The organism is Arthrobacter sp. 131MFCol6.1 (genome assembly GCF_000374925.1).
Taxonomy (GTDB): Bacteria; Actinomycetota; Actinomycetes; order Actinomycetales; family Micrococcaceae; genus Arthrobacter.
This window is the reverse complement of the sequence record NZ_KB895541.1, coordinates 239502-264146: the sequence shown is the minus strand read 5'-3', so window position 1 is coordinate 264146 and position 24645 is coordinate 239502. Positions and strand designations below refer to the sequence as shown.

Here is a 24645-nt window from a genome sequence, read left to right as displayed (position 1 = left end):
CAGATGATCGTAATGTCTGGAAGCCCCCTTTGGACGCTGCCGTTGAACGGCGCGGCCCGGGTCAGCTGGCGGGATACTCGCTGCTGGTCGTGGTGATGGTCTTGTAGCCGGCCTTGGAACCGGTGACGCTGACGGTGAGCTTGGTGCCCCTGTCGGCGGTCCGGACCTTGTAGGTCGAATACCAGGCGCCTGAGATCGGGACGCCGTTGCGCAGCCAGCGGTATTTGAAGGACGTGCCCCGGGTCCACGTGCCCCGCTTCACGGTCAGGACATTTCCGGCTTTGACGGTGCCGACGATCGTCGGCGTGGACGAAGTCAGAGTCCCGGCAGCCACCTTCGCCGAAGAGAAGGCCCCCTGGGTCTTCAGGATCCTGTCATTCAGCGTCGAGGTGACCCAGATGTCGATCTTCCTGCCCAAGTCGGCAGCCACAGGCGTGTAGTGGCGGCCAGTGGCCCCGGGGATCGTCACGCCGTCGCGCATCCATAGGTAGGATTCGCGCACCACGTTCATTTCATTACGTGCCCAGAGGCCGGGGACGACGGTCAGGGCTTTCCCCACGGTCGGCGTCCCTTGGATGTAAGGCGGCCTGGTCTGGGCCGGGTCACGCAAGGTCACGGGCTTGGGTGCCGTGACCCGCACCTCGGCGGTGTCGTAACCCGGTGCTGTGGCCGTCACGAGGACTGTGACGGTCGCGCCGACGTCGGACACGCCGGGCGTGAACCTCGGGCCGCTGGCCAGCACCTTCCCGTCCGGGGAAAACCAGCTGTAGGTGAACGTCAGCGGGTCGGACGGTTCCGACCAGGTGCCGGCCGTCACCTTCATCACAGAGCCGGTGATGAAGGTCCCGGTAACGACCGGCTCGGTGTCGTTCGTCAGCGGCTTCAGCTCCGCGTCCGCGGCCGCAGGCCCGGCCGGCGCCGTGGGGTAGGTCGTGACGGGCGGGGCAGGTTGGGATATTTCATCGGCATGGGCCGGGACAGCGAGGCCGGCCATCAAGAGCGCGGCGAATGCTCCGGCGATGCCGAGGCGGACGGCAGGTGTTTTCAATTGTTCCCCCAAGTTTTCGAGCCGGTCCCCGGCTGCCCCATAGCAGATCGTAGTGCCTGGCGTGGCGATTGTCGCCGTGTTACCGCTGGTCAGGGCTCCGGGACGACATCGTAGTAGGTCACCCGCCACAGATCGGCGGCCAGGGCCGCCGGGGTCCAGGAGAGCTGGTGCACGGCACCGCGCCCGGTGACGGCGGTGACCCGCCAGAGGCCGGTGTCGCACAGCACGGCGATGATCCGCTCATCGCGGGCGTTGAGATACTGCAGGACGGTGCCAGGCCTGTCTGGAAGCTGGTCGGCCGACCAGCCGGCGTCCGGTTCCAGAAAGGTCCTGTCTTGGAGGGCTTGGGTTATGGTGCTCACTTCTTCACTTTCGGTCCCGGCTTGGTCGGGGCTGTGTGGCTGGGGCTGGGCTGCTGCGGGGCGTTGTCGTCGCGGTGCTGCGGGCTGACGGCCGCAAATAGGCGCGCTTCAGAGCCTCGACCTCGGCATCGGAAAGCCGGTCCAGGACGCGACACAGTGCCCGCAACGAGTTCCCGTGTCCGACCACCAACACGTCTTCCCCCGCCCGAAGCCTGCGCCGGAGGTGCTGGTGCCAGAAGATCCGGACCCGTTTGACCACCCCGCAGAGGGATTCGGTGGCCTTGACCGTTTCAGGAGGCAGCCCGGCGAAGGCTGGACTGCGCCTTAGTGCGGTCAGCCGGGATGATGGCATCGGCGGGGGCGCCCCGTAATAGGAGCGCCGCCAGAAGTGGAAAACCTCCGCCCCGAGCTCGCTCAGCAGTTCCTGCCGCAATCCTCCGGTGAGGGAACCGTAACTGCGCTCGTTCAACTCCCAGGCAGGTATGACCGGCACGTCGGGGCCTCCCAGCACGTCCAGGACAATGCGTGCGGTGTCCCGGGTGCGGGAGAGGGTGGAGGTGTAAACGACGGCCGGGAAAAAGGAAGCGGAAGCCAGCAGCGCTCCAGCGCGGGCTGCTTCGTCTTCACCAGTGGCACTCAGGGGCGGGTCCAGCAGGCCGGTGAACCGGTCCTGGGCGTTCAGGACACTTTGGCCGTGGCGGAGCAGGAGGAGCGTGCCGGGTGCGGGCATGGGTAACCTACCTTCGTATCAGCAAAGGTAGGAACCATTAGCCAGGAGGCGGTTCGAACGCCCCTCACCTTAGGCGCGGGCTGTTCCGGCGGGATCCATCACCGTGAACAGAGACTACAGGCACAGCAGCGACAGCCGCCACCATATGACGGAGTCATTCCGCGGGCTCCGCACCTTGGACGTCCGGTTCGGACTCAGTTTCGGTGGCGGCCGCTGCCAAGTACAGGGGCAGGCCCCAGCCGGCGAAAAAGCCAACAGCCTCAATCCAGGACGCGTTCTCCTCATCTCCGACCGGGGCGCCATAGTCCGTCATGGATTCGGTCAGGTGCCTCATTCGTGCCCTGATCTCCCGCAAGCGCGAGGCCACCGCATGCCGCAGCGGTTCCGGCAACGGACGCCGCGACGCCAGGTGGAAACGGCACGACAGCACCGGATCACCGTCTCCTTCCGGTGTGTCAGGATCACAGGCGGGGCAGACCCTGCCCCGCCACAGCGGGAATGTTTCCCTGCACCACGCTGTGGTGTGTGCCAGCCCGTTCGCTTCAATCGTGAGGGCCTCGGTGTTGGAGTTCGCGTAGCCCATCCGCAGACCGGTCAGGGACGGGGAAGCCATATCCTCACAGATCCGGCACGGCCCCACCGGCAGGAGCACATCGTCCGGGTGGCGGTGCAGCAGCGAGCCTTTCCGGTCGAGCCCGTCGGCGACGTGTTCGAGGAGGTCTTCGTAGAGGACCGTGACGTCGAAGGGCTGGTGGCCGCCCCGGGCGCCGGCGCCGGCCTGCCAGAGTTCAATCTCCACGACCACGTAGGCCCAGGTGTGCCGGGGACACAACCCGAGGGAGGCACGCAGAAGACGGCGCATGCTCCCGTCCATGATGTCCCCGTGGATGAACGACCAGAGCTGCCGCACTTCCTCCGCCGACAGTTCCAACGGGCCAACGGGCAGCAAGGCGCCGGTGAGCCTATCCCGTTCGCGCATCTCCGGGGTACCGGGCCCGTTCCGATGTCCAGTCATAGCGCATGCCCTGCCCTTCGCCTTCGGGGCAGGACCCATCAGCCACCTCGGCGGTCCGAACCGGCACGCCAGCCGGTCCCGGTGGGATCCATCACCGTTAGAACAAGGCTAAACCCGCCGGCTTCGTCCGGCACCACGTCAGGGCGGCATTCCTCTTGCAGCCGCGGGCCAGGCACCGATGGGCGCAGCAGGTGAATCAGCAGCCATTCAAAGTCCTAGGTACCGTTCGGACCGTCCTACTAGCAGACGGACATAGTCACTGGGGCGCGATTACCCTGCACGCCTCCGCTTTCTCTAGAGTGGAGAGCGGCAACATTGGATGGAAGGGTGGCGATTGGCATGAGCGCGCCGTTCCGCTTCCCCCGCGCCGTTGCCTTTACCGCCGCCATGTTCGCTCTGGCCGCCGGAGCCCACGTGCTGGCCGGCGGTTCCCTGCCCGAGCCGGCCATCTTCGCCGGCCTCGTGGCCCTGGTGCTGGCACCCGTGATGATCCTGGCCAAAATCAGGATCACCGCACCGGTCATGGCCGGGCTTCTCGGCGCCGGCCAGCTGGTCCTGCACGAGGCCTTCAATGCCCTGTCCGTATCGGCAGGATTCATTCCCGTTGCCCGCGGGCATGTGCACGGCACCGGGCCGGTGCCTCTTTCGGCGATGGCCCTGATGCCGGAGCACGCTGCTGCTCCCGGGTCGCTGATGCTGATCCTGCACGTCGCAGCGACGCTGGCCACCGCACTGGTTCTGGCCCGGGGAGAGGCGGCTGCGTGGGCGTTGGCAGCTTGGCTGCGCCCCCTGGTCCGGATCCTGGCGGCGGTGGTCATTCCTGACTGGCCGCACCTTTCAGCCCCGCACCGCATCGTCATTCCTTCCCGGTGGAGAAACCTCAGGCTGCCGGCCCTGCGCGGGCCGCCGCTCATTCAGCCCGCTCTCTGAGCGGCACCTGACCTCACGCCGCTGACCCGGCCGGATCCTGCCCAGGAAACTCCGTTGCCGTGGATCCGTCGTGTTTCCCCTCCCTTGCGCCGCCGCACGAGCGGCCCCTTGGCGCACCCATTTTTGGAAGGCATGTTAATGAAAACCTCAATCCGTCGTCCCCTCAAGACCCTGACCGCCGTCACCGCGGCGGCGGGGATGATCGCCCTAAGCGCCGCGGCCGCCTCCGCCCACGTCACCGTGAACCCCGATGACACCGGCGCCAACGGCTACACGCACCTGACGTTCAATGTCCCGAACGAATCCCCGACCGCGAAGACCAGCAAACTCGAGGTCAAGCTGCCCACCGATACCCCGTTCACCTCGGTCTCGGTCAAACCCGTCGAGGGCTGGAGCACCCAGGTCATCACCAGCGACCTGCCCAAGCCGGTCACCGTGTCCGGTACGACCGTGACCAAGGCCCCGAGCTCCGTGGTCTGGACCGCCGACGCAGCACACCAGCTCGGGCAGAACGAATACCAGGCGTTCTCACTCTCCGTGGGCAAACTCCCCGCGGCGGGGACGACCGTGACCCTGAAGGCGGCCCAGACCTACACCGACGGGACCGTCGTGAATTGGGACGAACAAAGCGCTGAGGGCCAGCCCGAGCCCCAGCACCCGGCCCCGTCCTTCACCACCACCGCCGAAGACGGAACCGCCCCCTCCGCTTCTCCGGCTGCGGCGTCCCCGGCGGCCGCGAGCCAGACCTCGGAGACGTCCAGCGATTCGGCAGCCGTGTGGGGGATCGTCCTGGGCGCCGCCGGCTTCGTTCTCGGCGCAACCGCGCTGGGACTGGTCCTCGCCGGCCGGCGCAGCCGCACAGCAGCCAAGTAGCACCAATCCCGGGGCTGTGGCGGGACGGGCAACGTCCCGCCACAGCCCCGGGTGCCGACACCCTGAAAGGACGCGCCCATGAGATCGACATTCCGATCCGGTCCGGGAGGCCGGCTCACGCGGTACCTGCTGGTCCTGGTCACGGCAGCGCTCCTGATGGTTCCCGCCGCGGCGGCACAGGCCCATGATGTCCTCGAGGCCACCGACCCGGCCAACGGCTCCGTGGTCAGCACCGTTCCCGCGAAGATCGGCCTGACCTTCGACCACACCCCGATTGCCATCGGATCCATCGTCCGCGTCGAAGATGCGACCGGCACCGATCAGGCCGACGGGCCCGTGACCATCGTCGACAACCACGTCACCCAGGCCGTCAAAGCCGACGCCCCGGACGGCAAATACACGGTCATCTGGCGGGTCGTTTCCTCCGACGGCCATCCCATCGAAGGAACCTTCACGTTCACCGCCGGCGCCGCGAACAAGACCGCCCCGGCGACGCCGGCGCCGGCGCCGGCCCCGTCTGCGGCAGGCACCGGCACTGGCCTCCAGACAGAACTGATCACGGCGGGAGCGGTAGCGGCCGTCCTGGTGATTGCGTTGGTTGTGGCGGGTATCTTCATCAAGCGCCGGCTTCGCGGCCCGGAATCGGGCCGCTAGACAGGCACGACATCGCCTCACTCTGTCCCGCCCGAACGCGCCGGACAGGGTGAGGTTGCGCCCCCCCAAACGACGCGGGTTGCCGTGGCCGGGACCATGTCCCGGCCACGGCGGCCCCGCCTCTGATCAGTTCCTCGGATTAGTGCGCGCCGGTTCCGGCCCGCTGGCGGCGGTTCTTGACGACGCCCAGAACGGTATCGAAGGCCAGGAACGCCACCAGGCTGATGCCCAGCAGGGGGACGGCTATCCCGACGGCGAGGGCAACGACGGCGACGGCCGCGGTCAACGGCCACGGGGCGGTGCGAAGGAAGCGGCGGGCCGGGGGCCGGCCGGCCGCCCAGGACGTGCCGCGGGTGGGACGGCGCTTCCACCACATGAGGTAGCCACCGATGACGCTTCCGGCCAGGCCGAGCGCGATCACGGCGAGAACGATCTGGTTGGCGAGTCCGAAGAGGACGCCCATGTGCGCGTCGATGCCCCAGCGGGTGAGTTTCGCGGCGAGGTTGAAGTCGTTGAAGACGAGCTTCCCGCTCACCGTCATGGTGGCGGGGTCGGCGGCGACCGCGTCTGCCTGGGTGGGCCAGGACCGGTCGATTTCGGTCACGGTCCAGGCTTTGCCCTGCTTCACGGGCGGCTTGATTTCTACCTTTCCGGCATCGATGACCGGTTCCGTCCGTGCCGCGGCGAGGACGTGGTCGTACATGGCCGGGTCGGTCCCGGTTCCGGTCCCGGCGTGGCTGTGGTCGTGTTCCCCGCCAGCCGCCGGTGCGGCGGCCGCGGAGCTAAGGGCGGTGGACAGTTTCGGGGTGGTCCAGTCCAGGGATGTCCTCAGGTTGGCGATGTTGTCCCCGGCGAACTGGGACCAGGTCAGGCCCGTCGCGGAGAGGAACAGGAACCCGAGGATAAGCACGACGCCCCCGATGCCGTGGATTTTCGCGATTCCGGCGCGGCCGAACCGGCCCGCCCGTGCCGCAGCGGTCCGCGTCGCCGGGTTGGTGGTTGCTGCGGTGTTCTTGTGGCGGGGTTTGGTCAGCCAGAGTGCGAGTCCGGCGAGGGCGATGACCCAGAGCCAGGACGCGGCGAGTTCGCTGTAGTAGCGGCCCGCGGTGCCCAGGTGCAGGGTCCGGTGCAGGTCATCGATCCAGGTCCGGAAGGGCAGGACTCCGCTGGTGCCGTAGACGGTCAGGTCACCGCGGACCTCGGCGTTGGCCGGGTTGATGAAGATCGCCCGGGACTCGGATTCGCCCAGGGCCGGATCGGCGAACATGATCCTCGTCGTGTCCCCGGGTTTCGGGGCGGGGCGGACGGCGGAGGGTTCCTTGGCCCCGACGATCTGCTGTGCGGCGCGGATCTGTTCAGCGAGTGGAACGGAGGTCTGGGAGACGGGGACGTGGAGTTCCTTGTCGTAGATCCCTTCCTCCAACGCCGGGGTCAGGGCGTAAAGCGCACCGGAGAGGGCGGCGATGATCAGGAACGGGCCAACGAAGACTCCGGCGTAGAAGTGCAGCCGCATGATCAGTGCCCGCAGCGGGCCCCGTGCGTTCCTCGTGGTTTCGGGTGCGGCCGGGCCGGCCGGCCCGGCGGGTTCGGTGGTGATGGTGCTTGTCATGAAATTTTCCTCAAAAGGTGGTTCGTGACGGCCGCGCGGCCGTCACGAAGAGAGTGAAGTGGGTACGGGCAGGCACCACCCGGCGCCGGCCGCCCTCCCCGGAAGGGGCGGGGGGCCGGTGCGGATGCGGCTGCCCGTTGACAGTGCTGGTCGTGTCAGGTGAAAAGGTCGTCGCCGATGAAGCCGACCGGGGTAGTCCATGGGCTCAGCGGATCCAGCCCTCGTTACGGGGCGAAGATCAACCCGGAATCGGATACACCTCGGCACCGGAGTCGGCGCCGTCGTGGAAGGGCCGCCAGAAGAACCCCTGAGACTGGTCCTCCGGGCGTCCCCCGGCGGCCGGGGCAGTGTTTCCCGGGCCAGGACAGGATCGCCCTGGCGCCCCGTTCCCCGGCGCCGCATCGACACCACGGATTTCGTGGCCGAGTGTCAGCAGTGGCGCATTGAATTTCAGTGCGCCGCTCGACGGCGCCGCGCACAGGCGTTCGCCGGTGGCAGGGGTTGACGAAAACGGGCTGGTCATGGGCGGAAGCTGCCGGTGCGCCGGCCACGCCCAAACAAGGCACAGCAGGACGACAGAGGGAAATGAAGATCCGCCTCGTCCCGGGTTCCTCACGAGAAGTGCAAGGAAACCCGTGCCTCGGCGGCTTCCCGTCCCGCGGCCCCGCGAAAGGGCCCGGTGGGCTTCATGGGTGTGAAGGCGCGGTGCGCCTAAGACACGACGGGAAGCCGCGGCGGTCCACGATGGCGCATGACCAGCAATGGGGCGCCCAGATTGCGCAGCGGCCTGACCGGCCAGTCCGCGGGAATGACGGGGGCACCGGATTCAACGGCCAGCGGCAGGAAGAACGGGAGGAAAGCGACCACCCGCAGGCCAAGCGCCCTGATCAGACGCACCGCCGTGACTTCGCCGTGCCGCAGCACCACGATCGTGGCCAGGGCCGCCAGCGCATGCCCGGCCCACATCAGCGGCGAGGCCTGATCCATCGCCATGGCCCCGGGCAGCCGGGAACCGGAAGCGAAAGCCACCGTGTGCCCGGCGTGCCCCGGCGCGGGAAAAGCGGTACCGGCGGCAGACGAAGCGGAGCCCAGGCTGAACAGTCCATGGAACAGACCCTGACTCACCACGACGGCGGTGCAGAGCCGCCACAATGACAGCACACGGCCGGCCAGCGCAGTGCAGACGAGCCCCGACAACGCAAGAGACAGCACCAGGACAGAGGTTTCAGGTGCAGGGCCGCCGGAAAGCACATGGGACAAGGCCGCGATGAAGGTCGCCGCGACGGCCGCGGCCCAGCCACGCACAAAGCGCAGCCCGCGTGCCGTCATCGGTCCCTCCCCGCCCTCTCCGGAAGCCGGCGTGGTGCCGGTCCGCGACGATTATCCCCCAACCTACGCAGCGTCGAAACCCCTGAGGGCAGGAATTCACGCACATTACGCCGGCCCCGCGGTCACCGTCGTCCCCCGCGCCCCCCGGCACAACCCGGCCCTCCCGAGGTACCCGCACCACGGGCCGTGCAGCCTTCCGCCCACGCAATGAGGCACCCTGCGGGAACTCCCCCAGCGGTGCTCTCTCAGACCACCGGACCCGGCCGGCACGGCGGATGCGGAGAAAAACAGACCCTCCGGCAGCGCAGGGCCCGCTTCCCGGGGACCCAGATGAGGCTTCCCCAGCCACGACAGCTCAGGCAGCCATTCTGGCCGCCCGGGCCGGGACCGGAGTGTAGGTGGTCCCGTCACGGAGCATGGCCCAGAGAACATTCAGGCGGCGGCGGGCCAGGGAGAGCATGGCCTGGATGTGGGTTTTGCCCTCGGCGCGTTTGCGGTCGTAGTAGGCCCGGGAGGCGGCGCAGCTTTTCAGGGCCGAAAGCCCGGAGAGGTAAAACACGCGCAGGAGCCGCCGGTCGTAGCGCCGGGGACGGTGGTGGTTGCCGGTGATCCGGCCGGAATCCCTGGGTGCGGGAGCGAGGCCGGCGACGCCGGCGAACCGGTCCGCGGTTTGAAAGACGGTGAGGTCTCCGCCGGTGGCGCCAAGGAATTCCGCGGCGAGGACGGGTCCGAAGCCGGGCATGCTCAGCAGCACCCGGGTGTCCCGGTGTTCGGTGACTTTCTCGCTGATCAGCGCATCGAGGTCGGCCAGCTCCTCGTTCAGGGCAAGGATTTCCCGGGCGAGGGCGGCGACGATTCCCTCCCCCATGTGCTGGGCCGGGACGGTGGTGTGCTGGGATTTCGCGGCGTCCACGGCGGCCTGGGCGACCGCTGCGGAGGAGCGGGTGCCGCGTTTCTTCAACCAGGCGTGCAGCCTGGCCTGTCCGGTGCGGCGGATCCCGTCGGGAGTCCGGTGTTTAGTGAGCAGCAGCAGGGCGGCTTTGGAGCGGCTGTAGTCGAAGGCCCGCTCCAGCGCGGGAAAGTATTCGAGCAGTTGGGCCTGCAGGCGGTTGATCGCCCGGACCCGGTCCGCGGACTTATCGGCCCGGCGGGCGGTGAGGATCCGCAGCCCCGTGCTGATCTCATCCCCCGCCCGCAGGGGCTGCAGATCCCGGCGCATCCTGGCCTGGTCCGCTATCACAGCAGCATCTTTCGCGTCCGTTTTGCCTTCCCCGCGGTAGAGCCTGGAGGCGTGGTGGACGATCCTGCCCGGAATGTAGAGGATGTTCTGGCCGTGGCCGACGAGGATGGCGATCAGCAGCGCGGGGCCGCCGTGGTTCAGGTCCGTTGCCCAGATGACCGGATCCCCGTCGGCGAGTTTGAGGACGGTGGCGATGAGATCGAGCAGTGCTGGTTCGTCGTTGGGGATTTTCTGTGAGAGCAGACGGTTTCCGTCGGTGTCGATCACGACGCAGTGATGATGGGCTTTGCCGGCGTCGATACCGGCCCACAATTTCGCCAAAACAGCCTCCAGTCTGTCGGATGGGTGGAACCCGGCAGATAACCGCGCCGTCGTGTCCTTATCCGGCGATCATGTCGCGTCTCTCAATCAGCGGTCGGGTCATCGCGGGGCGGCGGGTGGCCAATCCTACGGAGCCGTCACGACACGAGTCGTCCGGCCACAGCAACAAAGCCATACCCGTCTCCCCTGGGTAGCCACGACCCTACAACGGCCACGGAACCACCCGACAACACCATAAGGACAGCAGCAAAAAAGACAAGAAAAACGCTTATGCAGCCCGAGCGCAGCGAGGTCCGGGAACCTGCCCCGGCGCCGCCGGGGCGAAGCTAGGATACGGAGGGCCGGGGTCGCTCGTGTCCGGCGTCTTCGGCCGAGATGGCGGTAGATCGTGCCGCGGGAAAGTCCGAACGCCTCTGCGATCTGCTCCACGGTGTAGACCTTCTCGTCGTACATCGTCCGCGCCTGCTCGGCCTTCGTGGGTGTCATTTTGGTCCGGCCGCCGCCTGGCGGCCTACCCCCATCAGGCCGCCGCTGTTCGGGGCGGCTAAACCCGAGTGAGCGCCGGGCGTCGTCTTGTCAGGCCGGGGCGCGCCGCCGCAAGGGCGCCGGCAAGCCGCAGTGCGTCGGATGCCCGCTCGGCCTCCGAGAGCGGCACGGCGCGGGTCTCGCTGGTGCAGTTCAGCAGTGCTGCCCTGACCTCGGCGACCAAATCCGGGAACGGACACAACCGGTAGTCGCCGTGACCGGGGTCTTCCGGGTAATTCAGCACCCGGGACATGAATACCGCGACCTGGGTCCTGCCCGCCATACCGAGTTTTGTCAGCAGGGACGAAACCAGGTTCTTTACCGTTTTTTCGGCCAGCACCATCTCCTGGCTGATCTGGCGGTTCGTCAGCCCCTTGCCCAGATGAACGGCGACATTCATTTCCTGTCTGGTGAGCTTCCGGAGTTTCTCATCCTGGCGGTCGGGCGCCGCGACCGGAGCCAGGAGCGCCGGCCGGAACCGTCCGCTGTATGCGGTGTGCCCGGCCAAGGCCCGTGAGATGAGTCGGAGCTGTTCGCTGCTGTCATCCTGCTTGGACAGGCACCCCCAGGCGCCGGCCAGAATCGAGTCGATCAGGACGGCTTCGTCGGCCTCTCCCGTCATCAGCACGCACCGGATGTCCGATCCGGCCGCGGCGAGGGCCCGGCATACCTCGGCGCCGGATCCGTCGGGAAGTTCATCGTCCAAAATCACCAGTTCCGGGCGAAGGGCCGGGACGCGCCGGATCGCTTCGCGGGCGGACCCTGATTCCCCGGCAATGCTCAACCCCTCGGATACCAACACTTGGCGCAAGCCCCGTCGGATGACCTCGTGGTCGTCCAGCAGATACACACCCCGGCCGGTCAACGGGTGCAGCGGAAGAACGTCCGCGTCCGTCATCATTGCTGTTCCGTTCCCACGCCCGTGAGACCCCCAAAAGGCGCTGTATTTGATTATTGAGGCCACCTCCGCGCCGCGAAGACAATCCCGCCAGGCCCCCGCCAGGCGTTCCCTGCCCGCGCATTAGGCCGGCGCGGGCCTGATGCCCTTCACGCTAGACCCAATGGCGTTCCAACAAAAGGGCCCCAACGCCCCCGGGCCACGCGTCCCGTCCTGGCTATAGCGGGCGTGCGGGGATCCCCGACGCTGCGGGTGACTGGGAGTCCGGTAGCAGCGTCCGGACACCGCGATCTGGTCCCCACGGGTTCCTCAGGAGCAGTATGGGATGGCATGGATCCGGCCAGATACCGCGGGGCCCGAATTCATTGACTCCTGGCAACGCTGACCGGAAGGCCCCTCTCATGAACGCTATCGAACCGGGTGTGGCTCCTTCGCCCTCGGCCCGTCAGCGCGCGGCGCTCCTGTAAGAGCGCATCTACATCATCTTCACGAGTCTGGCTGTCGTGCTGGCGCTTCGGAGCCACGCTGACGAGACAACGCCCGGGGCCGCGGCTGCGACTCTCAGCATCGTCGTCATCGGTTCCCTGCTGGGAATTCTCGTCGCCGATCTCCTGAGCCACCTGACTGTTCATTCGCAGCTTCCCACCCGTGAACAACTCCGCCGTATGACAGCGGTCAGCGCCAGCGGCCTGGGCGTCCTGGTGGTTCCGCTGCTGCTACTCGCCGGGGCTGGCCTCGGGCTCTGGACGACGGCAGTGGCCCTCGCGTGGGCGATTGTCGTCCTCGTCGCTTCGCTCGGCATTGCCGGTTTCCTAGCCATCCGGCGCCTTGAAATACCGCTCCGGTACAAGACGGCCATCATGTTCGCCGAAGTGGTCTTGAGCCTCGTGGTAATCGGGTTTGAATTGGTGGCGCACAACCTCTGAATCCTTCCCGCACAGGGCGCACGGAGGCCAAGGTATGACGGAACGGTAAGGAGAGTGGCGAGGGTCAGCGCCTGCGCCTTCCTTGGCTAACGACATCTCCGGCCGTAGCCTCATCGCTGCCGGTCCCGGGAGGCGTATCCGGGCACCCGCCCGTTCACCGGGGCGGGGTACTCTTTGGCCTATGGCGCTCATCGAGTCGCAGCATCTGATCAGTGCGTGCGGGCCCACCGTCCGGGACATCATCACCGATGCCCGGAATTTCACAGTCTGGGATTCCGGCATCACAGCGGTTTCCGGTGCGGTCCGGACCGGAGCAACCATCAGATTCCGCACCCGGACAGGTGGCGGGCGAAGCTTTCGCGTGCACGTGGAGCAGATCCCCGGTGAGGTCATGACGTGGACAAGGGCCGTGTCACTCGGGCTGGGGAAGATCGTGCGGACCTTTGCGCTGTCGCGTCACGACGGAATGACACGGCTGCGGGTTTGGGACGAGACTAAAGGACCGCTGCGCGGGCTCATCCGGTCTCCCTTCAGTTTCACGGAACAGGACCTCAACGATTTCGTCAACGCCGTCAAGAACCGCGCCGAGCTCCTCGGCTAGGCAGCACATGGCCGCCTGCTCTCAGGCAGTCCGGGGAACCTAGCTGTCGTAAAGTTCTTCGGCGTCGTCCCGGTCAACGACCGGCGCCAAGAGACCGCCACGCACCTCGTTTGTTGTGACCGCACGTCCAGGCCTGGCACCTTTTGGACGCCATTCCGCCCTGCTTGAGCCATCTTCTGAGAATGTCAATCTGATTGGAGCCGACGAGCGCTTCTTCTACGGCATGCTTCTGTCGCCCAGTGGCGTGGTGTTTTGTCCCAGGAGGTAGGGATTTACGCGCTTTCGGGGTCGTCCGTGCCCGGGTATGTGCGAGCGGAGATGGCCAGACTGTCGGCTCGGCGTTGCCCGGGGCACGTCGCAAGTGCGCACCGGATGACCGTGGACATCCGGGCGTGGCTGCTCCAGAATCGGAATGTGCCCCTGACCGAGCAATACGGGCTTGTCTTCGACGGTGATCTCCCTCCGATGCGTTCCCTGCGCACCGCGTGGTTGCTGGCATTGCTTTTGGGCTTCACCGGCGCCGACCGGTTCTACCTCCACAAGCCCGTCACCGGCACCCTGAAGCTGTTGACGCTCGGCGGGGCCGGCATCTGGTGGCTCATTGACCTGTTCCGGATCACCAATGAATACGCCGCCGACGGTGCATGCATGCCGTTGGCCGGGACCAACTCCTTGCGCCGCGACCTGCGCCTGACCTCGACTATCCTGGTCGTCGCCCTCGCCGGTGCGGTGGTCTGCGTCAGCGCCGCCCCCGTCGCCGGGACGGTCACCGCCACCGTCACCGCAGTAAACGCCTTGCTCCACCCGGCCCCGCCGCCCCCGGTGAAAGAGTGGATCACCGTGGCCGAGGCCTCCGGCACGAAACCCCCGGGGCCGCTCGTGACCCTCACCGGCAGACTGCACATCGAATACACCTTCGCCGGGCCGGCCGTCGCCTACCTCCAACCCTCGAAAGGACCTGCGCTCACCGTGCTGTCCCTGGTCAAGGCCAGTGCCGGGGCGATCGGCGTCACCCTGGCCCCGGGGACCTACACACTGATAGTCAGCACCACCGGCACCGTCTGGCACCTCACGGCCGAGGAATACCGGCTCCCCGGGTAGCGGCACGGTACGGGCCGCCATACGCCACCGGGCCCCGTCAAGGGAAAGGACCCGGACCGGACCGCCATCATCGATCCGGCGTTCAATTCCATACTGGAACGGACTCCCTATGGTCAGCGACTGTCATCGACTGAGCCTGACCGCGTCTATGGCTTCCCCCGCCACGGCTGCGGTGCGTGCGGCGCCGTCGGGTCTGAACCTGTTCCCTATTGGAGGGAGGCGGTCAGGCGTGCCAGGTTGTCGAATACTTTTTGGGCTATGGGCCGCCGGATCCAGTCCTCGAGCTGCAGCTCACGGCTTTCCACGCGGTACCCGTCTTCGATCCCGCGAATTGCGTCCACAAAACCGCGGCCGTGCACAAGTACGGATACCTCCATGTTGAGGCTGAAAGAACGGACATCCATGTTGCTGGACCCGATCACCGCAACCTCCTCGTCGATGGTGAAGTGCTTGGAGTGCAGCACCTTGGGCGCCCGGTAGAGGTAGATCTTGACGCCGGCGCGGAGCAGTGCCTCGTAGTAGGAACGCTGCGCATGGTAGACCATGCTCTGGTCTCCGACCTCGGAAACAAAGAGCTCGACGCTTAGCCCCCGCGCGGCTGCCGTGACAATAGCCATCAGGATGGATTCGTCCGGGACAAAGTAAGGGCTGGTGATGCTGACGCGACGCTCGGCTTTGTGGATGAGTGTCGCGTAGAGCTTCAAATTGTTGTCGTTGTCGAAGCTGGGACCGCTGGGCAGGACCTGTGCGTCGACGAGCGCAGAATGATGGCTGACGCCGGTGGGGCTTGAATCCAGTGGCAGTATCACACCCGTTTCGCTGTACCAGTCTGTCGCGAAGACCGCATCCAGTTCCCGGACCACGGGGCCCTCTACGCGCATCATCAGCTCGTGCCACTGGAGCCCGCGCTTCAGGTTGCCCTTCGTGTCGTAGCTCGCGTCGATGACGTTCTGGGACCCAGTGAATCCCACGCGGCCATCGACAACGCAGATCTTCCGGTGATTGCGCAGGTCCGGCCTCTGCCATTCGCCACGCCACGGCCGCACCGGCAGCATGGGGCGATATTCCGCCCCTATCTCCTGGAGGAACTCCAAGGTCTCTTTCCGGCCGGGGAACTTCAGGCCAGCCAGATGATCGGACAGGACCCGGACGTCAACGCCGCGTTGTCTTGCCCGGGCCAGCGCCTGAAAATACGGCTCCGTGGTTGCGTCCAACACCAGGATGTAAAACTCTACGTGCACATAACTTGTGGCCGAATCAATGTCAGCGATCATGGCATCGAGAGCTCCGTTGTAGTCGCCCAACAGGGTCGCACTGTTGCCCGTGACCATCGGAAGCGCCCCCAGGTTGCTGTTCAACACCACCGCCGAATGCAGCCATTCCGGCCAGTCAAGGCCGCGGCTAATGAGCGGGCTGCCTTCGGTCCGCGCCAGGACCAGAGCGTTGACTTCGCGCTGTTTGTCCCGCCGCGCCTTGGGCAGTTTCGAGTACCCGACAAAGAAAAACGCGACGGCACCAAGGATCGGTATGAAAATTATTGCCAGCACCCAGGCAATAGCAGAGGACGGACGGCGATTCATCGACACCAGGACAGCTGCGACGGCCACGAGTAATATGTGGGCCGCCAGCAGGAGCAAGGCAAACGTTTCAGCGTCCTGGAAGAATCCGCGCACTGCTGCCTAACCGTCCTTCAAGGCGCGAACGCCGTCAGACCAGCACCCGTTTCTTGGTTCCGTCAAAATATCCCAATAGTTCTCCCGGAAACTCATTTTTTTCCTGCTCTCAAAGATGCGTTCTCGTTTCCGCGACGGCCCTGTCCCTCGGCCCTGCCTGTGGCGGGTATGACCATTGTTGGCATCAGGCCAGGCAGGGGCCTCACCCGCTGCGGGTGAAATCCCTGATATGCCTGAAACCTCGACCTCCGTTGCAGCGAGGGAACTAACTGATTGCGCGGCGGGTTCCCGTGGCAAACTTAGCCCTGCAGGGCGGCGTAGCGTCGGAGGAACAGTGCCAGGGATTCGGCCATGGCGCTGATCTCGTTTGGATCGACGCTCTCGTTCGGTGCATGGATGAGGGCGAGGGGTTCCTCGACGCCGAGCAGGATGATCTCCGCGTCCGGGTAGGTGTCAGCGAACACGTTGCACAGCGGGATCGATCCCCCTTGCCCCAGGGTTGTCATCGGCCGCCCGTAGGCCTGCGACATCGCGGCACTCATGGCTTCAAAGGCCGGGCCGCCGACTGCCGCCTGGAAAGGTGACCCGATGGCCTCGAGTTCGATCTCGACGTGGACTCCCCAGGGTGCGTTGGCTTTGAGGTGGCTCACCAGCGCCGTGTGGGCGTCGGCGGCGGCCATGCCGGGCGGGACACGCAGGTTCAGACGGGCGGCCGCGCGCGGCACGATCGCCGCCGTTGAACCCGTCACTGGTGGGCAGTCGATGCCGAGCACGGTGACGGCTGGCCGCGCCCAGAGCATGTCGGACACGCTGCCGGCCCCCAGCAAGGAGACTCCCTCAAGGACGCCGGCGTCGGTGCGGAACTGCTCGGGCGGATAGGGCGCGCCGGTCCAGGTCTGGGTCTTACCCAAGCCCGTGATCGTCGTGTTGCCTTGCCCGTCCCGCAGTGACGCCAGCATGGCGATCAGGGCGGCGAGGGCATCGGGGGCCGGACCGCCGAACATGCCGGAGTGCAGTTCTGATGTCAACGCCTCCACGGTCACCACCACATTGACCATCCCTCGGAGGGTCACGGTCGCGGCGGGGTGGCCCACGGCGGCGTTGCCGGTGTCGCAGACCAGGATGGTGTCGGCACGGAGCAGGTCAGGGTGGCTCGCGACGAACGCTTCCAGCCCGCCCGTGCCCTGTTCCTCCGACCCCTCGACTACCAGCTTCAGGTTTACCGGTATGTCGTTGCCGAGCGCTCTAAGGGCGAGGAGGTGGGCGAGGATGTTGCCCTTGCAGTCGGCGGCGCCGCGCCCGTACCAGCGCCCGCCGGCTTCAGTGAGTTCGAAGGGCGGGGTTCGCCAGGCGGCGTCATTGAGGGGTGGCTGGACGTCGTAGTGGGCGTAGAGGAGCACGGTGGGCGCATCCGGATCGGGTCCTGGTCTGGAGCCGATCACAGCGTCCGAGCCGTCCGGGGTTCGCTCGAGGTGGGCATCTGAAAATCCGAGCTCAGCGAATTTGTCGAGCACCCACTGGGCAGCCTTGGCGCACTCCTCGACAGGGAACTGCCGGGGGTCCGCGACCGACCGGATAGCCACGAATTCGGCGAGCTCGCCCTGTGCCGGACGCATCAGATCGGCAATGCGGGAGCGCAGATCCACGGCTCACCCACCACCCGGATTGTACGTTTTCAGGTTGTCGATGAACTGCTGGAATTCAGCCAGCTGATCCGGGCAGTAGATCTTGATAATTGCGAGCTCGCCTTTGGCGACGCGGTCGTTCGCGATCACCGGCCTGTTGCCGGGCCCGGTTGCGCCGTTTGTCAGCTGGCTGTGGAAGGTGGCCCGGCTCAGGGCGTTGTTAGGGTTCGCGCAGACGGCGCCGCCATCGTCACCGAGCACCCGGGCTATCTGTTCGCGCGAGGGTGCAGTCCCCCCTGCCGCATTGATCTCGGCGATCAGCTGGTCGGCCTTCGCCAGGGATTGTTGGGTTTCCCTCGCCGACCTGAACGACAGCAGCGCGACGACGGCGAACACCACGAGCAGGACCATCGCAACGATGTAGACGACCGAGCGGCTGCGCTTGGTCGAGGACTCCTGATTCGTGCTCATGACTTAGGCTCCTCCGATTCTTGGGCGGGCAGCTTCCACGAGGGCTTGCGGAACTTGTAAAAGAGAAATGGCACGAGCAGGCCCAGTCCCAGTGCGCCGCCGGCGACGATCAGGAAATAGACGGCCGGATTGCCGTTGCCAAACTGCGACGGCGGGACGAACCCGACGAGCAGGGCGGCCAGGGAGGCGGTAAATCCGACGCCGCACAGCCCGACCAACATTGGCGCCCGGAAGCCACGCGCGTGTTCCGGGTCGTTGCGGCGGAGCCGGACCGCGGCCACGAACATCAGCAGGTACATGATCAGGTAGACCTGCGTGGTGATCACCGAGAAGATCCAGTACGCGCTGGAGACATCCGGGATCAGCGCGTAGCCGAGCGCGATCACGGTGGTGATGAGCCCCTGGACGACCAGGAGGTTCTGCTGAACGCCGTTCTTGTTCAGCTTCTGCAGGAAGGGCGGGAGGTAACCCTCCTCCCGTGAGATGAGCAGCAGGCCCTTGGACGGACCGGCCAGCCAGGTCAGCATGCCGCCGAGGGCGGCTGCGACCAGCATGATTCCGAGGATCGGCGTCAGCGCCTGCAGGTTGAAGGAAGCCAGCACCGCGTCGAAGGCCTGCATGACACCGGCGGTGAGAGAGAGCTCATCGGCCGGGACGATCCAGCTGATGGCCAGCGCCGGCAGGATGAAGATGAGCAGTACGAGTCCCATGGCCAGGAACATCGACTTGGGGTACTCCTTGCCCGGGTCCTTCAGGGAGGACACGTGCACCGCGTTCATTTCCATGCCGCTGTAGGACAGGAAGTTGTTCACGATCAGCACGAGGCTGGCCAGGCCCGCCCATTCGGGGAAGAAGTTCGCCGCGGTCATCGGTGCGGCGGACGGATTTCCCTGGCCGAGGTAGACGGCGCCCAGGATCACGAGGAGGGCGCCGGGGATCAGGGTGCCAATGATCAGGCCACCGCTGGCCAAGCCGGCTACGCCCTTGGTGCCGCGGGATGAAACGTATACGCCGGACCAGTAGGCGACCACGATCACCAATGCCGTCCACACTCCGCTGCTGGCAAGCGCCGGGTTGATGACGTAGGCGAGCGTACTTGCGACGAACCCCAACAGGGTCGGATAGTAGAAGATCGTCATCGCGAACTGGCACCACACGGCCAGAAAGCCCATCGGTTTGGAGATTCCGGACGATACCCAGTTGTAGATGCCGCCCTTCCATCCGGACGCCAGTTCAGCGGACACGAGGGACGTGGGCAGCAGGAAGACGATCGCCGGAACCACGTAGAGGAAGACTGAAGCGAGGCCGTAGACGGCCATGGTCGGGGCCGCGCGCAAACTGGCCACCGAACTCGTGGTCATCAGCGCCAGCGCCACCCAGGAGATCCACACGGCCGGTGGCGCCTTCGGCCGGGACACTGCCTGTTCGCTCACGGGAGCCACATCCCGTGATGCTCCGTGGTGGAGACCACGGGCCAGGCGGAACTAATCCGCCTGGGGCTAGTTGACTCTTGGAACATGCCGCTGCCCCCTTATCACAAAATGCGCTCGGTGCCTACAGCATGAACCTCCAAATTCGCCGGGAATAGGCCCCATCTCCTCTTTACGTCAGGTGTCAGTGGTGCTACTTCGGCGGCCTTGGGTGCGCTTCCAGAGCAGATCGATGGTCAGGGCCAAGGCAAGAATGACCACCAGCGCGGCGACGGTGGCGAGTTCATTGACGCGTGCCGGCGCGGGCACCAGGGTGTTGACGGTCAAAGGGCTGGACAAAGGTCCATGACACGGTCCTCACCTCACGTCGGTACCCGCGAGCCTCTGAATGACGGTCTTATTGGCTTTTCCTTCCGGCGTGCTTTTATCGGGGATATTCTGGGGAAATCAGCAGCGCGAGCGGGCCGGGGATCATGGCTCGTGGAGGAGGCTGTATAGCTTCATTGGCAGCCGCCCTGCAGTAGCAGGGCTGGAAGCCTTCCTGTTAGGAGCTGCCTTGAATTCTTCAATGACGAGACCACCCAACCGTTCTGGCGGCGGAGTTCAAAGGACCTTCGGCGTCGAGGAGGAATTCCTGCTCGTCGATGCCACGACGGGGCAGCCCGTTCCCACCGCGGAAGCGTGCTTGGCCAAGGCCCCGCAGCGCCCTGAAACCAGTGGCGGCCCATTCTTGGCTTTGGAGGTCCAGCAAGAGCAGCTTGAGGCCGTTGGCCCTGTCTGTTCCACGCTTCAGGAAGTGATTGCGGGCGTCCGAGAGGGCCGGCGGCTTGCCGACGAGGCGGCCCGTTCGGTGGGTGCACGAGCGGTCGCCGTGGCCACCAGTCCCGTCCCGACCACTCCTACCCTCGTACCGCAGCCCCGATTCCTGAACATGGCAAACCGGTTCGGGTTGACGCTCCGGGAGCAACTCACCTGCGGCTTCCATATTCATGTCGGAATCACCGACGGTGAGGAAGGGGTGGCAGTCCTGGACCGAATCCGGGTCTGGTTGCCCGTGCTGCTGGCGCTGAGCGCGAACTCCCCTTTCTGGCAGGGCGCCGACACCGGATACGCAAGCTTCCGCTACCAGGCTTGGAACCGCTGGCCGACCGCCGGGCCCAGCGAAAGGTTCGGATCAGAACGGGCTTATCACAAGTACGTGCAATCCCTGCTGACAACGGGCGTACTCCTCGACGAAGGCATGATGTACTTCGACGCGCGCCTCTCCCGGAACCATCCGACGGTGGAGGTACGCATAGCCGACGTCTGCATGGAGGCCTCGCACGCGGCCGCGATTGCCGCGATAGTGCGGGCACTCGTTGAACGTGCCGCCCGGGAATGGCGTGCCGGGATTTCAGCGCCCCGGCTGTCCGCCGGGCAACTGCGTCTGGCGGCGTGGAGGGCAAGTCAATCAGGAGTCGACGACACCCTCCTGCACCCCCTGCTGAACATTCCATGCCCGGCCGCCGAAGCTGTCCAGGTCCTCCTCTCCCATATCCGGCCAGCCCTGGCCGACAGCGGGGACGAGGAGCAAGTGACCTCGGAAGCGGCCCGGATCCTGGCCTCCGGCACAGGTGCACGCCGGCAGCGCGAGATCATGATGAGCACCCAGAGCCTGCCCGCCGTGGTGCTCGAGGCCATCGGACACACCCACGGGACCGCCCCGGCCCCTCATCGCCGGTCCCGGCGCTTGCAAACTAGCTGACTGACCCCACAAGACAGGAAGGCACAGCCGGCCGCACCAGCGGACGCCCAAACGGGTGCGGTCCCTGCGAGCGTGCCCCTCCTTGGGTTCTCCCCGGGAGATGGCAAATCACCAGCTTGCCGGAGCCCGGAATGCCATTGGAGGATCCCGGATTCTTAGGTCCGGCTTTGCAGCTGGCGGAGTCCCCGCAGGCCGGTCCCGGCCGAGGTAAGTGCGTCGGCAAGCCGCCCGGCGTCCCTTGCCCGCAGTTCGTCTCCAAATTCTTCACAGTTTTTCTCCGCCAGCATCTTCTCCTTGCTGATCTGGCGGTTGCACCGCCGGACCGCCACACGCGCGGAACCCGATTCCCCGGCAATGGCTCAGACCATCAAACCCCAGCCGTTGGCACAGGCCCCGCCTCACGATCTCGTGGTCATCCAGCAGATACACTCCCCGACCGGCCGTGACGGTGTCCCGACTGAGAACCGGTATCGCAACGTCAGGCCGTCGCGAAGCATGGCCCGGAGGTCGTTCAAGCGGCGTCGGGCTCTCTTGGACGCTGCGCGCCGCTTGGCTGGTGCCCATGACCCGTGATGTGAGGGTGTCGGCCGAGGATTTCGGCGCGTTTCCTGACGGCGTCAACGTAATCGTTGAAAGTCTGCTGAGTGTCTGACACGAACTCCCAGAGCAGGATCCCGCAAAGCGGCCCTGTGAACTCCTCATTTACGCGCAGGAGTGTCATGCCGCCCAGGGGTTCAAGCGTGAAGGTGCGCACGCCGGTGAGCAAGCCCAGCGGCAGGCCCTGCGTCCAGGTCATCTCCTCGCCGGGCATCTGCCGGACGCGCAGCCGGAAGCTGCGGTTCCCTCCGGTGTGCGTGCGGATTCTGATGGTGCCACCGCTGCGCAGCTCGCCCCTGATGCGGGTGATGCCGGATTCCCACACGGTGTAGTTCTGTGCATCGGTGATGACGTCCCAGACGGTTGAGCATCGGGCGTTGATCAGTGTCTCGGCACCGACGGAGTGCCTGGACTTACCTTGTCCCTGGCCGGGAGGGCGCCGGGTTGTGGGCACCTGGTCTGTAGACATCAGCCCGCAGCCCAAGGCAACGGCCGCAAGATCGGACCACCGACGCGACAGTCCAGGCATGGGCAGGCTCCATGGCCGATAGGGCCGGCAAAGGGCAGCGCCGCGTTCTGGACGGCCATGACACGGCAGCCCTCCGCGGCCGGCAGTTCGTGCATCACGGGCACGACGTTCCCTACTGATTCTTCGGACAAGGGATTCCTATTCAAAACGGAGTGATAGCCGGATATTAGCCCGGCTTCCTGTGCGCAGCCAGAGAGTCCATTGACAGGTTTATGCCTCGCATCCTCGGCCGGTCCGAGCCGCCTGCGGGCACGCCCTCGACGGCGGGGAACCGGCCACCGGGCCGCCGAATAGGCATGGAGCGTCAGCCTGGCGTTGCGCAGAAGGACACCGCACCCTAGTCGAGGAGTAGGGCACCACCGCGTCCATGGTCATTGCATTTGCTGCCAAGCGGTACCGGGTCGACGACGCTCTCAGACCAGGGCCTTGGTCTTGATTCTTTCAAATTCATCAGCGCTGATAGTTCCGGAGTCGCGGAGAGCCGTGGCTTTGGATATCTCGTCGCTCGGACTCGCTGCAGCGACGCTGCGGATGTACGCATCCGAGGCCTCCCGGTTCGCCCGCGCCCGTTCCATGGACCGCCCCGTCATGCCCTTACCGCGGGCAATCACGTACACCAGCACACCCAACAAGGGCACGAAGACCAGGAAGAGGATCCAGACGACTTTCCACCAGCCGCTCAGGTCGTCGTCGCGGAACAAGTCGCCTATGACGGCGAACAACGCCCAGAGGAAGGCGATGAACGCGTATACGAGGAAGAACCACCAGAAAATATCCCAAAAGTTTTCCCAGAAAGTCATGTCAACTTCCCTGCTCTCGGTCGGAGCGGTGTTGTACGGGAATGCAGCCGGGGCAGGACTGAGGCTGGCTGCTTGCCTATCGGAGAACCCTCAAGGTCAGCATTTGGTCGCCGTCTGGAGGTCACTGACCGCGGCCTGGACGTTGGCGGCGTCGTCCCGCAGGGACGCGGCCGCCTGGGTCAGGGTGGCGTCATCCGGGACGGCTCTGACGGCCGCGTCGAACTTGTTTTCGGCCGTTTTAACGGCGTCCATCTCGTCTTTGGCTACGTCCTGACTGGCCTTGACCAGATCGTCGTAGGACTTCGCGACCTGTTCTCGCGCCGATTTGATCTGTTCTATCGTGGCGCCCGGTTTTAGTGTCTGTTTGAAATTTGTCAGGGCTCCGGCGAAGGCGCTGGCAGCAGCGCAGGCCTGCGAAACGTTCTTCTCCGCTCTGGCGCTGCTGACGGCCGTGCCGGGGCTAGAGGGGCCGCAGCCGGTGAGGAGTACGATGGCTGCCGCGGCTGCGATCGATCCTGCAAGGATCGGGTGTGGTCTGGACACGGATGGCTCCTTTCCGAAATGGATTGCGGCAGGGAGACCTGCCACACGCAAGTCCGACCATTGTCTGCCCGCACCGTGGGTCCGGACCTCATCCGGGGAAGATGATCCGAAGTGGCAGCAGCCGGAATCCCAGGGCGCCCCGCTATGAAATAGGCGCCCGCCGCTGGGCCTCGTACCGGCGGTGGGCTGGGCAGCAGATCCCGGCCATCCTGGACTCACGGTCCTTCAATCAGGACGCCGTGCTGGTCAGCGGGCCCGGAGCTACCCGGAGATCCGGTACTGCTCTGCCTTGAGGTGCCAGGCCTTGCCGGTAGTGCTGACCGTGAGCGTGGTAGGTCCCCGGGTTCAGGGTGACGCCGGTCGCCCCAGCACCGGCGTTGATCAGGGCAGGGCCAGGCCCTTTCGCAGGTTGGAGGTAGACGACGGTGGGCCCAGTGAAGGCGTACTCGATGTGGAGCTTGCCGGTGACGGTCTCGACGGGGCCCGCGGGTTTGGTGCCGGAGGCCTCCGCGACGGTGATCCACCCTTTCATCGGTGTCGGCGGCGCCTGGTTCAGCAGTGCATCCATGGCAGTGACGGTGGCTGTGAGGGTCCCGGTGTCGGGAGCCCCGATGACAGAACACCCGCCGAGGGCGACGGCCACGACGTTCGAGGCCATACGCAGGCCGCGGCGCAGGGAGTCGGTGACGGCCAACGGCATGGACGCACAGTCGGCGGCATATTCTTGGTGATCCGGAACAGGTCAAAGAGCCACCAGATTCCGAACCCGCCGAGCGTCAGCACCTTCAGGGTGCCCGTGCCAGGCCGGCGGAGGTAGAACCGGTCCGCGCCGGTGAAGGCCAGGAACAATGCCAGCAGCCAGGCGGTTCGCAGGGAGCGCATCGGCAGCAGCTCACCTTCGAAGAAAAGCCAGTACTGCTCGGTCGGAGGCACATTCCGATTCTTGAACAGCCACGTGAGGATGTCCGGCACGAGTGGGGCGCCGCTGGCGCGTCTCGTCACGCTGCGTGTCCGCAGCGACAGACCACCGTCTCACCCGCGACTGGTGATTCCAGAGCTGGAGCGGCTGTC

General features: G+C 66.0%; 24 protein-coding genes, 2 pseudogenes and 1 riboswitch. Of the genes and pseudogenes, 7 read left to right on the top strand and 19 right to left on the bottom strand.

Features of this window, described 5'->3' with window-relative positions; genetic code table 11:
- Nucleotides 1-61 precede the first annotated feature (61 nt).
- The 4 genes from C566_RS21940 to C566_RS0101230 form a co-directional block, all read right to left on the bottom strand.
- Entirely contained in the window at nucleotides 62-1048 is a 987-nt protein-coding gene (locus C566_RS21940) for a hypothetical protein (RefSeq protein WP_051082206.1), read from the bottom strand.
- Between the two features lie 89 nt (nucleotides 1049-1137).
- The gene (locus C566_RS0101240; RefSeq protein ID WP_018772504.1) at nucleotides 1138-1410 is read right to left on the bottom strand and encodes a hypothetical protein; all 273 of its coding nucleotides are present in this window, start codon (nucleotides 1408-1410) and stop codon (nucleotides 1138-1140) included.
- A gap of 4 nt (nucleotides 1411-1414) precedes the next feature.
- The gene (locus tag C566_RS20410) at nucleotides 1415-2140 is read right to left on the bottom strand and encodes a 2,3-bisphosphoglycerate-dependent phosphoglycerate mutase (protein WP_018772503.1); all 726 of its coding nucleotides are present in this window, start codon (nucleotides 2138-2140) and stop codon (nucleotides 1415-1417) included.
- Between the two features lie 21 nt (nucleotides 2141-2161).
- A riboswitch (Fluoride riboswitch) is annotated at nucleotides 2162-2252 on the bottom strand.
- Between the two features lie 42 nt (nucleotides 2253-2294).
- Nucleotides 2295-3155 carry a hypothetical protein gene (locus C566_RS0101230; RefSeq protein ID WP_155846699.1) on the bottom strand — a complete coding sequence of 287 codons (861 nt, stop codon included), beginning with the start codon at nucleotides 3153-3155 and terminating at the stop codon, nucleotides 2295-2297.
- A gap of 339 nt (nucleotides 3156-3494) precedes the next feature.
- Here C566_RS0101230 and C566_RS0101225 point away from each other — a divergent pair, with 339 nt between their 5' ends.
- The 3 genes from C566_RS0101225 (at nucleotide 3495) to C566_RS0101215 (ending at nucleotide 5612) form a co-directional block, all read left to right on the top strand.
- On the top strand, nucleotides 3495-4085 hold the full coding sequence (locus tag C566_RS0101225; protein WP_018772501.1) for a hypothetical protein: 591 nt from the start codon (nucleotides 3495-3497) through the stop codon (nucleotides 4083-4085).
- Between the two features lie 138 nt (nucleotides 4086-4223).
- Nucleotides 4224-4958 (top strand): YcnI family copper-binding membrane protein, encoded by a 735-nt coding sequence (locus tag C566_RS0101220; protein ID WP_018772500.1) that lies wholly within the window; start codon nucleotides 4224-4226, stop codon nucleotides 4956-4958.
- Between the two features lie 78 nt (nucleotides 4959-5036).
- On the top strand, nucleotides 5037-5612 hold the full coding sequence (locus tag C566_RS0101215; RefSeq protein ID WP_018772499.1) for a copper resistance CopC family protein: 576 nt from the start codon (nucleotides 5037-5039) through the stop codon (nucleotides 5610-5612).
- 139 nt (nucleotides 5613-5751) lie between these two features.
- Here the strand turns inward: C566_RS0101215 and C566_RS0101210 are convergent, their stop codons facing one another.
- The 5 genes and pseudogenes from C566_RS0101210 to C566_RS20405 all read right to left on the bottom strand — a co-directional run bounded on the left by C566_RS0101210 (nucleotide 5752) and on the right by C566_RS20405 (nucleotide 11537).
- Nucleotides 5752-7221 (bottom strand): PepSY-associated TM helix domain-containing protein, encoded by a 1470-nt coding sequence (locus tag C566_RS0101210; RefSeq protein ID WP_018772498.1) that lies wholly within the window; start codon nucleotides 7219-7221, stop codon nucleotides 5752-5754.
- A 711-nt stretch (nucleotides 7222-7932) separates the two neighbouring features.
- Entirely contained in the window at nucleotides 7933-8550 is a 618-nt protein-coding gene (locus C566_RS0101205; RefSeq protein ID WP_018772497.1) for a hypothetical protein, read from the bottom strand.
- Nucleotides 8551-8905: 355 nt separating this feature from the next.
- Nucleotides 8906-10111: an IS110 family transposase gene (locus C566_RS0101200; protein WP_018772496.1), complete on the bottom strand. Its 1206-nt coding sequence runs from the start codon at nucleotides 10109-10111 to the stop codon at nucleotides 8906-8908.
- A 126-nt stretch (nucleotides 10112-10237) separates the two neighbouring features.
- Nucleotides 10238-10615 (bottom strand): annotated as a pseudogene (locus tag C566_RS22245) (helix-turn-helix domain-containing protein); the annotation flags it as partial.
- A gap of 40 nt (nucleotides 10616-10655) precedes the next feature.
- Nucleotides 10656-11537 carry a response regulator gene (locus C566_RS20405; RefSeq protein ID WP_018772495.1) on the bottom strand — a complete coding sequence of 294 codons (882 nt, stop codon included), beginning with the start codon at nucleotides 11535-11537 and terminating at the stop codon, nucleotides 10656-10658.
- A gap of 500 nt (nucleotides 11538-12037) precedes the next feature.
- On the opposite strand from C566_RS20405, the gene C566_RS0101190 reads away from it, so the two are divergent.
- The 3 genes from C566_RS0101190 to C566_RS22850 all read left to right on the top strand — a co-directional run bounded on the left by C566_RS0101190 (nucleotide 12038) and on the right by C566_RS22850 (nucleotide 14162).
- Nucleotides 12038-12460, top strand: a complete 423-nt coding sequence (locus C566_RS0101190) for a hypothetical protein (protein ID WP_018772494.1) — start codon at nucleotides 12038-12040, stop codon at nucleotides 12458-12460.
- Nucleotides 12461-12641: 181 nt separating this feature from the next.
- Entirely contained in the window at nucleotides 12642-13061 is a 420-nt protein-coding gene (locus C566_RS0101185; protein ID WP_018772493.1) for an SRPBCC family protein, read from the top strand.
- Nucleotides 13062-13475: 414 nt separating this feature from the next.
- Nucleotides 13476-14162 (top strand): TM2 domain-containing protein, encoded by a 687-nt coding sequence (locus C566_RS22850; protein ID WP_231386224.1) that lies wholly within the window; start codon nucleotides 13476-13478, stop codon nucleotides 14160-14162.
- Nucleotides 14163-14368: 206 nt separating this feature from the next.
- Here C566_RS22850 and cls read toward each other — a convergent pair whose 3' ends face one another.
- The 5 genes from cls to C566_RS22560 all read right to left on the bottom strand — a co-directional run bounded on the left by cls (nucleotide 14369) and on the right by C566_RS22560 (nucleotide 19700).
- Nucleotides 14369-15835 (bottom strand): cardiolipin synthase, encoded by a 1467-nt coding sequence (gene cls / locus C566_RS0101175; RefSeq protein WP_018772491.1) that lies wholly within the window; start codon nucleotides 15833-15835, stop codon nucleotides 14369-14371.
- Between the two features lie 299 nt (nucleotides 15836-16134).
- Entirely contained in the window at nucleotides 16135-17481 is a 1347-nt protein-coding gene (locus C566_RS0101170; RefSeq protein ID WP_018772490.1) for a dipeptidase, read from the bottom strand.
- A gap of 3 nt (nucleotides 17482-17484) precedes the next feature.
- Entirely contained in the window at nucleotides 17485-17931 is a 447-nt protein-coding gene (locus C566_RS0101165; protein WP_018772489.1) for a hypothetical protein, read from the bottom strand.
- Nucleotides 17928-19364: an APC family permease gene (locus C566_RS20395; RefSeq protein ID WP_018772488.1), complete on the bottom strand. Its 1437-nt coding sequence runs from the start codon at nucleotides 19362-19364 to the stop codon at nucleotides 17928-17930. The genes C566_RS0101165 and C566_RS20395 overlap by 4 nt, the downstream gene beginning before the upstream one ends.
- A 174-nt stretch (nucleotides 19365-19538) precedes the next feature.
- Nucleotides 19539-19700, bottom strand: coding sequence for a hypothetical protein (locus C566_RS22560; RefSeq protein ID WP_155846698.1), 162 nt, complete (start codon nucleotides 19698-19700; stop codon nucleotides 19539-19541).
- Between the two features lie 229 nt (nucleotides 19701-19929).
- On the opposite strand from C566_RS22560, the gene C566_RS0101150 reads away from it, so the two are divergent.
- Entirely contained in the window at nucleotides 19930-21105 is a 1176-nt protein-coding gene (locus C566_RS0101150; RefSeq protein WP_018772486.1) for a glutamate--cysteine ligase, read from the top strand.
- Nucleotides 21106-21616: 511 nt separating this feature from the next.
- Here C566_RS0101150 and C566_RS0101140 read toward each other — a convergent pair.
- From C566_RS0101140 to C566_RS23275, 5 genes and pseudogenes are all read right to left on the bottom strand, one after another.
- Entirely contained in the window at nucleotides 21617-22171 is a 555-nt protein-coding gene (locus C566_RS0101140; protein ID WP_196802315.1) for an SRPBCC domain-containing protein, read from the bottom strand.
- A gap of 473 nt (nucleotides 22172-22644) precedes the next feature.
- On the bottom strand, nucleotides 22645-23031 hold the full coding sequence (locus C566_RS0101135; protein WP_018772483.1) for an SHOCT domain-containing protein: 387 nt from the start codon (nucleotides 23029-23031) through the stop codon (nucleotides 22645-22647).
- Nucleotides 23032-23127: 96 nt separating this feature from the next.
- A complete protein-coding gene (locus tag C566_RS0101130) occupies nucleotides 23128-23574 on the bottom strand; it encodes a hypothetical protein (RefSeq protein WP_018772482.1) in 447 nt (148 codons plus the stop codon).
- Between the two features lie 229 nt (nucleotides 23575-23803).
- Complete coding sequence (locus C566_RS22240; protein ID WP_018772481.1) at nucleotides 23804-24274, bottom strand: hypothetical protein; 471 nt, start codon at nucleotides 24272-24274, stop codon at nucleotides 23804-23806.
- A 47-nt stretch (nucleotides 24275-24321) separates the two neighbouring features.
- A pseudogene (locus C566_RS23275) lies at nucleotides 24322-24456 on the bottom strand (TM2 domain-containing protein); the annotation flags it as partial.
- Between the last annotated feature and the right edge of the window lie 189 nt (nucleotides 24457-24645).

What these genes read in the sequence shown, in the direction of transcription:
- C566_RS0101150 (WP_018772486.1), top strand. Translation starts at nt 19,930, where the DNA reads ATGACGAGACCACCCAACCGTTCTGGCGGCGGAGTTCAAAGGACCTTC.
- C566_RS0101185 (WP_018772493.1), top strand. Translation starts at nt 12,642, where the DNA reads ATGGCGCTCATCGAGTCGCAGCATCTGATCAGTGCGTGCGGGCCCACC.
- C566_RS20405 (WP_018772495.1), bottom strand. Translation starts at nt 11,537, where the DNA reads ATGATGACGGACGCGGACGTTCTTCCGCTGCACCCGTTGACCGGCCGG.
- C566_RS22240 (WP_018772481.1), bottom strand. Translation starts at nt 24,274, where the DNA reads ATGCCGTTGGCCGTCACCGACTCCCTGCGCCGCGGCCTGCGTATGGCC.
- C566_RS0101225 (WP_018772501.1), top strand. Translation starts at nt 3,495, where the DNA reads ATGAGCGCGCCGTTCCGCTTCCCCCGCGCCGTTGCCTTTACCGCCGCC.
- C566_RS0101140 (WP_196802315.1), bottom strand. Translation starts at nt 22,171, where the DNA reads ATGTCTACAGACCAGGTGCCCACAACCCGGCGCCCTCCCGGCCAGGGA.
- C566_RS0101210 (WP_018772498.1), bottom strand. Translation starts at nt 7,221, where the DNA reads ATGACAAGCACCATCACCACCGAACCCGCCGGGCCGGCCGGCCCGGCC.
- C566_RS0101230 (WP_155846699.1), bottom strand. Translation starts at nt 3,155, where the DNA reads ATGACTGGACATCGGAACGGGCCCGGTACCCCGGAGATGCGCGAACGG.
- C566_RS0101215 (WP_018772499.1), top strand. Translation starts at nt 5,037, where the DNA reads ATGAGATCGACATTCCGATCCGGTCCGGGAGGCCGGCTCACGCGGTAC.
- C566_RS0101220 (WP_018772500.1), top strand. Translation starts at nt 4,224, where the DNA reads ATGAAAACCTCAATCCGTCGTCCCCTCAAGACCCTGACCGCCGTCACC.
- C566_RS0101135 (WP_018772483.1), bottom strand. Translation starts at nt 23,031, where the DNA reads ATGACTTTCTGGGAAAACTTTTGGGATATTTTCTGGTGGTTCTTCCTC.
- C566_RS0101165 (WP_018772489.1), bottom strand. Translation starts at nt 17,931, where the DNA reads ATGAGCACGAATCAGGAGTCCTCGACCAAGCGCAGCCGCTCGGTCGTC.
- C566_RS20410 (WP_018772503.1), bottom strand. Translation starts at nt 2,140, where the DNA reads ATGCCCGCACCCGGCACGCTCCTCCTGCTCCGCCACGGCCAAAGTGTC.
- C566_RS0101205 (WP_018772497.1), bottom strand. Translation starts at nt 8,550, where the DNA reads ATGACGGCACGCGGGCTGCGCTTTGTGCGTGGCTGGGCCGCGGCCGTC.